Below are 12,232 nucleotides of genomic sequence, written 5' to 3'. Positions count from 1 at the left end.
ACTAACGCCTAAAACTACCCTAACAGTGGGCAGTGTTGCATCTAGATTCGCTTTGTGGAGTTTTTCAGCAAACCCTACTTATTCTCTAATTTTCTGTAATTGTTTGATGGTTTGGTATATTTCTGGCAAACGTCTCAAAAGTACGGATACTTTGAGGTATTGTTTATGGGGCATTGATGGACTGCCGCAGACGACTTCACCTGGTTCTACATTACCTAATATGCCAGCTTTTGCCGCCGCGATCGCACCGTCTCCAATTTTGACTTCGTTAGCGACTCCGGTTTGTCCTCCCAATATTACTCGGTTCCCAACTTCTACTCCACCGGCTAAACCGACTTGTCCTGCTAATGCACAACCAGAGCCAATTTTACAACCGTGTCCAACCTGAACTAAGTTGTCAATTATAGTACTTTTGCAAATGCGGGTTTCACCGAGTGCTGGACGGTCAATTGCCGAGTTACAGCCAACTTCAACGTTATCTTCTAAAATTGTGCAGCCGGATTGTTGCATTTTTAACCAACCTGTTGCAGTGGGGACAAAACCAAATCCTTCGGCACCAATCACAGCACCGCTATGAATGGTACAATCTTTACCAATTTGAGCGCGTTCGTGAATCGTGCAGTTAGCATGTAAGATTGTGCGATCGCCTATTTTCGCATCGGGGTAGATAACAACATTGGGATGAATGCACACGTTATCGCCAATTTCGACGTTTGGCTGAATGACAACATGTGCGGCAATATGAACATCTGTACCAATTTTCGCGGTAGGATGAATTATGGCAGTGGGGTGAATTTCCGGGGCAGGTTGCCAAGGTTGATAAAATATGGCGAGAACTTGGGCAAACATCAATCGTGGTTCTTTGGCTGCTATCCAAACAATTCCGCGATCGCTTGCTTGTGCTTGGAGAGTTTCGTTGTTTGGCAAAATTAGGGCAGTTGCGTTGGTTTTGTTGACAAACGGGGCAAATTTTGCACCTTCGACATAACTAATATTTCCCTTGTTCGCTTCATCTATTGATGCAACCCCATAAATATCGGGATTTAGCTCCTTGTTGACGATGAGGCTGTTTTTGCTGGCATTATCGCCAATTTTTTCTATAATTTCGCTGAATTTCATCATCTTAAATTGGTAATCCCTGGTTTAGTCTCGATATGCTTATTTTTTTCTTGGAACCATATTACAGTTATTGAAATCAAAGATAGTGAAAATGCTTTGATGCGTAAATATTGTAATTGGGAAATCATCCCCTGAATAGACTGTTTTCTCACTAATGCAGTTCCAATCAAGGTGTGATATGGCAAATAATACCAGTACTACATTAATTACTGTGTTGGTGAATATTAAAGTTTGGGTAAACAAGGTATTAACCAATTCCCAATTCCCAATTCCCAATGCCCAATTCCCAATCCCCATTAATAATTAACCTCTCATGCCAGTTTACATATATTGGGGCGAAGATGATTATGCCTTAGAAAAAGCAGTGACGATATTGCGCGATCGCATTCTCGATCCGCTCTGGAGCAGCTTTAACTACACGACATTTCCCCCTGAACAATCAAACATCATTATCGAAGCTTTAAACCAAGTAATGACACCACCTTTTGGAAATGGTGGACGTTTGGTATGGTTGGTTAATACCGACGTTTGCCAAAAATGCCCAGATAATGTATTGGCAGAATTACAGCGCACATTATCTGTAATTCCCGAATCTTCGTTTTTATTGTTAACGTTCCCCAACAAACCCGATGAACGTCTCAAATCCACAAAGTTACTCAAGCAATTCGCGAAAATTGAGACTTTTCCCTTGATTTCCCCGTGGGATAAAGATGCACTAGTACGGGCAGTTAATCAAGCTGCGATCGCGGTTGAAGTCAAAATTACTTCTAAAAGTGCAGAGATGTTGGCGGATGCTGTAGGTAATGATACAAGGCTGCTGTATAATGAATTAGAAAAGATACGTCTTTATGCTCAGGGTAGCAACAAACCACAAGATATTGATGTCGTTACTCAGTTAGTTAGAAATACCACTCAAAATAGCCTGCAATTAGCTGCTGCAATCAGAACTGGAGACACAGCAAAAGCTTTGACATTAGTTACCGAACTTCTTGGTGCATCTGAGCCAAGTTTACGCATAGTTGCAACACTAATTGGACAATTTCGTACCTGGTTATGGGTAAAACTGATGCTGGAAAGTGGTGAGAAAAACCCACAAGAGATAGCTAAAGCTGCCGAAATTGGAAACCCGAAGCGAATTTATTTTCTACAACAAGAAGTAAAATCACTTTCACTCCAAAAACTTATCTCAATTCTTCCCCTACTACTGGAATTAGAGGTAAGTTTAAAGCAGGGTTCTCCCGAATTACCGACTTTGCAAACTAAAGTAATTGAACTTTGTCAACTATGTCAAGGAACCTAAAAATAAGGTATAGATTTGATTTATATTTCCCGTTGTGGAACTTCTTACCCATAAAATAATTCATTGTGATTACCATATACGTACTGTAGTTTTTTATCTGATGACAATGCTTAAATCTCACCATTCATCTTCACCATTCAATTTTGCTCGAATCTTTCGTCATCCCTTGCTTTTGAGTAGTTTTACCGCAGCTAGTCTACTAGTTGGAGTTGCAATGTTTGGTTCCAAAGCTTACGCTCAAAACCAGATACCAAATGCTGCGGAAATAGTCAATTATGCTAAAGCTGTGTTAGCAATGGAGTCACCAAGACAACAAGCATTGGAAGAGATTAAGAAAATTATTGGAAATAGTGAAGTACCTAAAATTATTTGTAACGATTCTAATAGCTTTAATGCTCTCCCTGGCAAAGCTAAAGAGATTGCGGTTAGGTATTGTAAAAGCTCACAAGAAATAGTCCAAAAAAGTGGATTCCAGGATATTAATCGTTTTAATCAAATAACTGTGGAATTACAAAATAATGAAGGATTACAAAAGAAAATCTATGAACAGCTAATTATTCTCCAAAAGAAACCTGGTTCTTAAGACATCATTAATTTCTCAAAAATAAAAATCTATCTTTACTCTTGCTTCTGCTTGATAGTTCTTTGGTAATTCCTGACAATATCCAGAAACGAAATAAAATACTTGTGGTTGCTCAAAGTCTATAAAATTTATACCTGCGACTCTACGAAAGTTTATTCTGTTTCTTTGGATTCAACTTCGTATCTATCGTATTCGTATCCATGTATAAGTTAATGGCAGTATCAAACTGCCACTTCACTTTTATACTAAGTAAGTGTAATCTTGGGTGAGAAAATATTCAAGTTACAGCATCTTTCAGGTAGTACAAGGTACACTCATAATACGTGAAACCCTCCAAGGTGGGATATTTTACGTCTGTTTGCATGAATATGAGAATGCAAGTTGCTGTCTTTTGGGTTAAGTTTTTTGATTATCTGACTTGAATCTACCTGCAATAAAATCGCGTTTTCGTAGATGTTTACTCTTACGAGATGTAACACGATCGCGCCACATTCGGAAGCTGGAAGGCTTCATTTCTCCACGCATCAAGGCAATAACCTGTTTTTCCTGTAAACCAAACTGGACTGCGATCGCTTCAAATGGGGTTCTGTCTTCCCATGCCATTTCAACTATACGATCAATTGCTTCAGTTTCAAGTTCTGGTAAGTTCATCTGATTTCAAAATGATAATTAGATTAAGAAAAGTAAAGCTGCTTCCTATCCTTATTATACAAGCACTCTGAAAAAAAGCCAGCTTAGGTATGGTTATTTAAGTATGTCTATTCAACAAGCATTGTTCTTGGAATAATCTTGCCTTTTTGCATGAATATTTTTCATATGTTTTTTCACTGTATTTATCGTGATGAAAAGTTGAACAGCTATTTTCTTATAGCTATAATGAGAACGATAAAGATGCCATATTTCAGCTTCTCGCGGAGTCAATTGATATTTTTTGACTTCAAATAATGCTATATTTTTGATAGAATCATCACGATTTTCCAGGGTAACGAGTAAGCAAGGATAATTAAATTTATTAATATCTAGCCATCTGACTCTGACTCTTAAAATAGTCGAATTACTGAGTACAATTTCATCTGATAAAATAATATTGCTATGACAATAATTGTTATTTTCAACTAGAGGTTTGCATATCTCCCAAATCCCATCAGCTACATTGCGATCGCTCACGTTAATATTGCTATCATCGTTATCATGATATTTACTGATTTGCTCGCAAAACCTACAAGCACTAGAGTTTGCAAAGACTAGCTGACCAGAATTAGTCAAAATTAATATTCCGTCCTGGAATCCCTCAACTACTTCTTTAAAAAAAGATGACTTGTGAACGTTATTATAAGAAAGATTATTTTGCTTTTCAGGTTTTACTACTGTTTGTGATTGGATATTACTTAGGACTATCATAATTAATTCTTGTCATTCCTGAAACAAATTTGGTAGATAATTTCGGTAAATATTTTGTATCAAGTTAGCTCGATATATGTTCCAAATAATCTCATATAAAAATTCTGCATTGACATTTACCTTTTAAGTTCATCTATTGTAGTTACAGCTAGATTTTGAATTTTCCCTCATAGGAAAATCAAAATTATCTATTAAAGAGTAGTATTTGTTTAACTAATTGCTATATACTTTCAATACAGTTCTGAAAATTCGTATTTCGGATAAACTCAGAAAAAACTTGTTGTTCGGTATAATTTGCTTAAGTAGATACTTAAGTAGTGCTACCAAAAATTTTATGTAAATTGGCTGTAGGCAAGGCACTAGTACAACAAGGCAAAAGTAAAAAGGCAAAACAAAGAAAGAGCTTATTATAAGCTTTTCAGCCACTTTGTAGACGCGGAGCGGCTTCCCGTAGTGTATGGTAGCTTTATTTCCGCCGACCTGTACTAGAAAATTTTTGTTGGGATAGAATAAAAATTTAGGGCAAACAATAGGAAAGCTCCTAGAGCATTCTCGATATCTGACTAAACATAAGAACCCTTTAGGGAACACCAAGAAATAAATTCTCCATAATTGTAGGGGGTGGGGTCTCCCCACCCTTCACATGATAGTGTTGGTAAGTATGTGATTTGAAGATTTTATTTTCTGGAAGTCTCTTGGGCAGGGCTGTTTCATTTTCCGTCTGAAAATAAGTTTAGCACACGGTATTGGAGGCGCGGGGAGACCCTGCCCCTACAAGACTATGAAACAGCCATGCTTAGTAAGGGTAAGTATGGAGGGGTCAATTTGATGTAAGGCTGCTACATCGAATTAATGTAAGCTATAATACACAGCTAATTCGCATTCATCGTTAAAGTCGCTTATGTCCATTATTGCTCTCAGAGCGTGGTATCTTCAGGATTACGAACCGATCCATGAACTAGAAAAACGTCCGGCAGATATTCGCTTGAGTAAAAAGAGTCTGTTAAAATCAGGTTTGCGAGCTGATTTTTTAGATGAAATTGATGATATCAAAAATTCAACTTGGTTTGGACGCTACATTGAAGGTGAGAATGTCGAGTTTTATGTTGAGGGTAGTGGTGGTTATTGTGTCGCGAATATTGATTTGATTAGTCACGAAGTTTATTTTACCAAGCAGGCTTTATTAGCGCAATTGGAACCGACTATCTTCTTTTCCCATCAAAGCGAGTATACTGCTGCTAGCGAGGCTTTGCGCGAAGGTTTGCAGCGTAGTTTAGAGACTTTGAATAAGCGATCGCGTTTGCCATTGGCTCTTGTTGAATCATACCGCCCAAAGGATGCTCCCGCACGTCTCAACCGGACAATGATGCGAAAAATCCGCAGAAGTTTATTATTTATTGCGGATGTAACACCTATAGCTCGGATTGATAGCGAAGAATCACCCCAGTTAATTCCTAGTCCAAATGTTTGTATTGAAATTGGCTACGCTATCCAAAGCAAGCGTACTGAGCAAATTTTATTATCCCACATGCAGCGTCCAGAAATGCCAGGGCTATTTCCCTTTGATTTACCACCAAGCCAAATTCTTCAATTTAAAGATAGCAAGGAATTGAATAAAATTCTCACTTCCATTTTAGAGATACAGCTAGGGCGATTTAAGTTATTTTAGGGGAATTTACTCAGATGTACCAGTCTCTGATTTTGAATCCCCCCTAACCTTTTCAAGGGGGGAAAATAATAGAAAATAATAAATAATAAATCCAGTTCCCTCCCCTTAATAAGGCGAGGGTTAGGGTGGGGTTCTTTTATTTGAAGGAATTCGAGTACTTGTGCTTACACTCTACCCTGATTTATGGGAAGAGGTTGAAGAATATCGGTTTTTGGTGACGAAAAAGCACAGTTTCTAAGCATTTTTATTATAATCTCCAATGCCCAATACTTCGGCAAAGCTACTTCGACAACGCTCAGTACAAGTCAGTATAAGTGCCTAATTCCTAATTCCTAATTCTCAATTACTGCATAATAATCTCAATACTAAACTGAACTAATTGCTTTTTATGTTTTTGAAATCTACATTCAGGTAGATTTTTCAGACGACACTATATATAAAAGTAAAGATTGGTAGAAATATAAATCGTCAAAACTAAAATTTATTTGCCGAAAATGTCGATTACTCGCGCAACATAGAACTTTTACGAGGTATTACCCCTCATAGAGCAAATAAGATGCTGTATACTGCATTGAGCCTTTTTGTGTTATGTGTTGGGATACTGTGGGTGTGCCCGGAGTTAGGGCTAATGCGATTAATTAAAAGCGATAGTTATGGTGGTTTGTTGGTGCGAAGGTTGCTAATGGCAACTGTTGTTATACCTTTGCTTTTGGGATGGTTGATTTTACAGGGATTGGGGGCAGGTTTTTTTGGTGCGACATTTGCCCTAGAACTGTTTGCGATCGCATCAATTTTGGTGTTTGGGTCACTAATTTGCTACAGTGCTGTCGGGGTTGAACGTCTCAGTCGTCAACGTGACAAATACCAAGCTGCATTGAATGCCAATGAGGAAAAGCTGGGAAGCTTTGTTGAAGCTAATGTCATTGGAATTTTGTTCGGGGATATTTATGGAAATGTTCGCAATGCTAATGATGAATATTTACGGATGATTGGCTATAGTCGGCAAGATTTAGAAGCGGGAAGCATATGCTGGCTTGATATTACACCATTTGAGTATCGGCAGTTGGATAAAGGGGGTATTGCTGAGGCTCAAAAAGATGGTGCTTGTAAGCCGTATGAGAAAGAGTATATCCGCAAAGATGGTACTCGTATTCCTGTTTTGGTTGGCTATACATTAGTGGGAGAACAACGGGAAGAATCGGTAGCATTTATATTAGATTTGAGTAAACGTAAGCAAGCAGAGGCAGCGTTACAGCAAAGCGAAGAAAGGTTTCGCTTGGTAGTTGATAATATTCCCGATGTATTTAGTATCTACGACGCGCAAAGACGTTTACAGTTCGTGAATAGCGAGGGGTTGCGTGTCACTGGTAAAACGAATGCCGAAATATTAGGAAAAACTGACGAAGAAATTTTTCCAGAAGAAATTAATTCAGCCTATTTAGACAGCTTAATTACAGCCCACAAAACAGGGATATCCCAAACTACCCAAGCAACAATTACCTTCCCAAATTATGGAACTTTGGTAAAGTTAATTAAATACGTACCTGTATTTAAAAAAAGTGGAGAACTCCACCAAATTCTTGCTTTTCATAACGATATTACTAAAAATGTCAAACATGCAGAAAAAGCACTTTCTTTGGGCTATAAGCGGCTTCAGTTGTTGTTTGATACAGCTAGCGATTTACTATCGAGTCAAAAACCAATTGCCTTGCTGGACAGTGTTTTCCAAAATTTGTCTGAGCAAATAGGTTTAGATTGTTACTTTAATTATTTAGCAGATGAAACCCAACAAGTATTACATCTGGCTTCATATAAAGGAGTAGACGAAGAATTTGCCAATCAAGTAATGATGTTGGATTTCAAGCAAGGAGTATGTGGAAAATCCGCAACGGAACGTCACTTAATTGCCCTTGAAGATGTCCAAAAATCAACTATCCCCGAAACTGATTGCATTCGCAGCTTAGGCATAACAGCATTTGCCAGTTATCCATTGATTGCTGGGGGAAAGTTATTTGGAACCTTAGGTTTTGGGAGTGTGACTAGATCGCGCTTTAGTCAAAACGAAATCGGGATGATGCAGGCAGTTTGTGACCAAATTGCGATCGCAATCGAACGCTCTCGGTTAATTGGTTCGTTACAACTGCAAACCGAACAGTTGCGGGAAGCCAACAGGATGAAAGATGAATTTTTGGCAGTACTCTCCCACGAATTGCGATCGCCATTAAATGTAATACTGGGATGGGCGCAATTATTACGTACTCGTCCAAATCTCGATGAAGCGAAAAAATTTCAGGCACTAGAAACAATAGAACGCAATTCCCGTGCCCAAAAGCAACTAATTGAAGACTTGCTGGATATTTCCCGTATCGTTCGTGGCAAATTATCCCTGAATGTCACTTCATGTAATCTTGTACCAATTGTCGAAGCTGCTATAGATACAATACGCATCGCTGCCGAAGCCAAAGATATCGAAATCCTCTTTTCTATTCGCGATATTGAATGGGAAGCAAGCCAAAAAGTAGTTTCCCTAAATAAACAAACTCATAAGCAAACTCAACCTCTTCAATCACCCATTTTTTATCCCAAACTGTTTGTAACAGGTGATGCCGAACGCTTACAACAAGTGATTTGGAACCTGCTGGCAAATGCAATTAAATTTACCAATCCTGGTGGAGAAGTTGAAGTTAAGCTATCTGTAGAGGCAAATACCGAAAATCTCCTCATCCAAGTTTGTGATAACGGTATGGGTATTAAACCCGAATTTATGCCCTACGTTTTCGATCGATTCCGTCAAGAAGATAGTTCCAGTACCAGAAATCACGGTGGTTTAGGTTTGGGTTTAGCGATAGTTAGACATCTCGTCGAACTTCATGGTGGAAGTGTCAGCGTTGAAAGTCCAGGTATGGGAAAGGGTTCAAAATTCACCGTCAAACTACCCTTATTATACCGCAAGGAAGAATATTCCCCTGTATCCCCCCTGTCTCCACCCTTACCTCCCTCTCCATCCCCCTTCCTCTCCCTTGCAGGTGTGCATGTACTAGTTGTTGACGATGAAGCTGACACTCGCGACTTTCTGATCACCGTTCTCCAACAGTCGCAAGCTCAAGTACAAGCAGTCTCATCTGTTGCCGAAGCTCTTGAATGCATTTCCCAATCTAAACCCGATGTATTGATTAGTGATATTGGAATGCCAGGAGAGGATGGATACTCTCTAATCAGGAAAATACGTAAACTAAATCCCGAACAAGGTGGAAACATTCCTGCGGCAGCACTGACAGCATACGCTCGCACAGAAGACCGAATGCGGGCAATTCAAGAAGGTTTTCAATTACACTTACCAAAGCCAGTGGAACCGGGAGAGTTAACTGCGGTTGTTGCGAGTTTGGCAGGTAGGGGAATGGGGAATAGTTGATTTAGCAGTCCTATTTGATTCATATTAGTTTAGCCTACATTTAGGTCGATACAGGACTTACGCAACTGGCAGATTTCTGATCGTAGGGTGTGTTACGATCAAAATAAAGTCTGTACGTATTTATAATATTTGTAGCATCACGCACCATTCTTGAATTGGGACAACAAGCTGTTACACATCTAATTTGCACAATATAGAATTATATAACTCTTGTGGAATAGGCATCCCTGCCTGTTCGCATATGTTATTTGAATGTGAAGTGGTTTATTATAAAGTCCCGGACATACAGCACTTCCGGCTATTACACAATACAGTTTTTTCTTCTTGCCTCTCTCCTAATCATAGCTTTCAGCTTTGAGTGTGTACCTCATAGCTGCCGGAAGTACTGTATAAAAATTAAATTTACTCACGCTTCTTGTAGTTGGACAATTCTTCGTCAGAAATTGCATCTGCTAACACTAATTTATAATGCTTTTCTTCAACAACCTTGATCTGCTCTTCTTGTATCGCTAATTCAAACAAGACAATAACATTATCATCCATAAACTGAGCTGATACTGGACGACAAACAAGCTGAGGAAACTTTTCATTACAGCAGGCAATATCTTGCTTTGTTTGAACAATTCCTAATTTATCTTCCCCACCTTTTGCCTGAACCGGAATTACAAACTGCGTACCATTGCGATTTATACCCACATAAATTTCATCTATTTCTATTTGACCAATTTTAGGAACAGTTGTCCGGAGATGATTTTGTAAGGAATAGGTTGTGATTCCTAAAAAGATATCTATTAAGCGGTTATAACGTACCTTTGCAAGAAGAGCTTGCTCATCATTCAATGCATACTTAGTTATAATTTCAGGAGTTGAATCAGGAATTTTAATATATACTAGGTTTACATTAGGATTTATGCGATTAATCTGACTAAGACGAAATTTATAATTACCATATCCAGCAAGTTCAATTATCCATTCCAAACCGCCTGGTGCTGTGCTGGTTATTTCCTGTGGTAAATCTTTACGAAAGCGGAATGAATAGAGAACATCACCAATGTTTTTTGGAAGCTTAATTTCTAATGTCTGTGCAACTTCTTCTATTTCTGAACGATCAAACTCAAAAATATCAACATCATTCTGATAATGTCGTCGAAAAATTTCTAGAATAATCGCACTGTATCTTCCCACTTTTGACATATCTACAATTATTATTTGTTATACTTAAAAATCAAACAAAGGAAACCTTTTTAGCTTCTCTTACTCTTGGTTCAATAATATGTGCTGAGACAGCATAATAATCTGCTGCTTGAGACATCGTGAATCTTAATAGGCTGTCGGAAGCCAAGCTGATTCTATTTTTCGGTTTGACAGGATTAACTCCTAAAGCGATCGCAATTTCTTTTGCAACAGCTTTTGCCAATAAAGGAGGAACGGAATTTCCTACCTGCCTAAAACCATGCCATTTTGTGGCATGAAAGCGAAACCAATCTGGGTATGAATGTAATCTTGCAGCTTCTCGAACTGTGATACATCGAGGGACAATAGGATGGATAGGGCGTGGAGATGTAAATGCACCTCTGTTGCTCGCGGTTCCCGCTCTCAAGGTATTAGAAACACTATCACTATTGAGCTTATAAAAGTGACTAATTGCTTCCGTTTCCCCTGGCTTAGTTTGTTGAAATCTTCTTACCGATTCTAAAGAATGGTGTGTACGAATACTAGAAGTAATAATTCTAGTATCAAAAATACGCTCATAAGAATAATCACCTGTCAGTTGAAGTAATCCACGTAAAATACTACTGTAATTACTTGGTTTTCCATATTCAGACCATACCCAATCTCTGCGAAGTAATTCCGGAAATTTTTCTATTTCTGGCAAATCACCAATAGCATCCCAAACGGTGGGACAATTAACTAACTCTGGCGAGTTTACTATATATTTTGATTTCCTACTTAGTGGAGGCTTTGTGAATGCTTGGGGATATTTTGGTAAAGTCAAGCCCTTCTGACATCCAAGTAGGAATAATCTCGACCTATCTTGAGGCACTCCAAAATTTGATGCATTCAGGACAGAATAATTAGCCTCTACTTCATAGTTTGATTTACTAAATTCTTCTATAATTTCTTGAAGAAAATTTTGGTGTTTACCAACAGTTAATCCAGGTACATTTTCAAATACAAAATACTTAGGCTGAAGTTCCAAAACAATTCTTAAGAAATGAAAAACTAGTGTGTTACGGGGGTCATCTAAAGCTCGTTTGCCGATCATTGAGAAACCTTGGCAGGGAGAACCTCCGAAGACAACATCTATTCCTCTTTCTCCAATAGCTGAACATTTCCTAATTTCTTCACCAGTTAACTCCGCGACACTTTTACATAAAACTGATGATAATGGAAAATTAAATTCGTGTGTTGCACAATGTACGGGATCTATCTCGATCGCCGCAAGTATGTCGAATCCTGCCTGCTCAAATCCCAGGGACATTCCACCCGCACCCGCAAATAAGTCTACACCAATAGGACGCTGTATTTCACTCATGTTAAGCTTTTTGACTGAAAATCTAATTCTGTATTTTAATCTATCGTTGGTTTAGTTTAGCAGAATTCTCGTAAATTGTAGTAGTTTTGAACTAAGTGCTAAATTGAACTCTAAAAGCTTTAAATTTTGCTTGAAAGAATAAATCAATTGACAATACACTGAGATTTTCATGTTTTCCAACCTTAACTTTACTATTTAAATGATAGTAATTC

At 38.3% G+C, this 12,232-nt stretch carries 10 protein-coding genes; 5 read left to right on the top strand and 5 right to left on the bottom strand.

The window, feature by feature from the left end; genetic code table 11:
• Nucleotides 1-78 precede the first annotated feature (78 nt).
• On the bottom strand, nt 79-1,119 hold the full coding sequence (gene lpxD / locus CK510_RS17420) for a UDP-3-O-(3-hydroxymyristoyl)glucosamine N-acyltransferase (RefSeq protein WP_095722916.1): 1,041 nt from the start codon (nt 1,117-1,119) through the stop codon (nt 79-81).
• Between the two features lie 178 nt (nt 1,120-1,297).
• Between lpxD and CK510_RS34010 the strand changes: the two genes are divergently transcribed.
• The 3 genes from CK510_RS34010 (at nt 1,298) to CK510_RS17410 (ending at nt 3,002) form a co-directional block, all read left to right on the top strand.
• Nucleotides 1,298-1,426, top strand: coding sequence for a hypothetical protein (locus CK510_RS34010; protein WP_281257049.1), 129 nt, complete (start codon nt 1,298-1,300; stop codon nt 1,424-1,426).
• 6 nt (nt 1,427-1,432) lie between these two features.
• Nucleotides 1,433-2,419 (top strand): DNA polymerase III subunit delta, encoded by a 987-nt coding sequence (gene holA, locus CK510_RS17415; RefSeq protein WP_095722915.1) that lies wholly within the window; start codon nt 1,433-1,435, stop codon nt 2,417-2,419.
• A gap of 100 nt (nt 2,420-2,519) precedes the next feature.
• The gene (locus CK510_RS17410) at nt 2,520-3,002 is read left to right on the top strand and encodes a DUF4168 domain-containing protein (protein ID WP_095722914.1); all 483 of its coding nucleotides are present in this window, start codon (nt 2,520-2,522) and stop codon (nt 3,000-3,002) included.
• A gap of 396 nt (nt 3,003-3,398) precedes the next feature.
• On the opposite strand, the gene CK510_RS17405 is transcribed toward CK510_RS17410, so the two are convergent.
• Together CK510_RS17405 and CK510_RS17400 are read right to left on the bottom strand one after the other, a co-directional pair.
• The gene (locus tag CK510_RS17405) at nt 3,399-3,653 is read right to left on the bottom strand and encodes a TIGR03643 family protein (protein WP_095722913.1); all 255 of its coding nucleotides are present in this window, start codon (nt 3,651-3,653) and stop codon (nt 3,399-3,401) included.
• 111 nt (nt 3,654-3,764) lie between these two features.
• Nucleotides 3,765-4,403 carry a helix-turn-helix transcriptional regulator gene (locus tag CK510_RS17400; RefSeq protein WP_095722912.1) on the bottom strand — a complete coding sequence of 213 codons (639 nt, stop codon included), beginning with the start codon at nt 4,401-4,403 and terminating at the stop codon, nt 3,765-3,767.
• 901 nt (nt 4,404-5,304) lie between these two features.
• On the opposite strand from CK510_RS17400, the gene CK510_RS17395 reads away from it, so the two are divergent.
• Both CK510_RS17395 and CK510_RS17390 read left to right on the top strand, forming a co-directional pair.
• Nucleotides 5,305-6,072, top strand: a complete 768-nt coding sequence (locus CK510_RS17395) for a hypothetical protein (protein ID WP_095722911.1) — start codon at nt 5,305-5,307, stop codon at nt 6,070-6,072.
• A 628-nt stretch (nt 6,073-6,700) separates the two neighbouring features.
• Nucleotides 6,701-9,484: an ATP-binding protein gene (locus CK510_RS17390; protein ID WP_211293217.1), complete on the top strand. Its 2,784-nt coding sequence runs from the start codon at nt 6,701-6,703 to the stop codon at nt 9,482-9,484.
• A gap of 402 nt (nt 9,485-9,886) precedes the next feature.
• On the opposite strand, the gene CK510_RS17385 is transcribed toward CK510_RS17390, so the two are convergent.
• Both CK510_RS17385 and CK510_RS17380 read right to left on the bottom strand, forming a co-directional pair.
• Nucleotides 9,887-10,678: an endonuclease gene (locus tag CK510_RS17385; protein WP_095722909.1), complete on the bottom strand. Its 792-nt coding sequence runs from the start codon at nt 10,676-10,678 to the stop codon at nt 9,887-9,889.
• A 31-nt stretch (nt 10,679-10,709) separates the two neighbouring features.
• On the bottom strand, nt 10,710-12,020 hold the full coding sequence (locus tag CK510_RS17380; RefSeq protein ID WP_095722908.1) for a DNA cytosine methyltransferase: 1,311 nt from the start codon (nt 12,018-12,020) through the stop codon (nt 10,710-10,712).
• Nucleotides 12,021-12,232: the final 212 nt, after the last annotated feature.

It is taken from the genome of Brunnivagina elsteri CCALA 953, from assembly GCF_002289455.1.
Taxonomy (GTDB): Bacteria; Cyanobacteriota; Cyanobacteriia; order Cyanobacteriales; family Nostocaceae; genus Brunnivagina; species Brunnivagina elsteri.
The sequence above is the reverse complement of the archived record's forward strand: the minus strand, read 5'-3'. Positions and strand labels throughout refer to the sequence as shown.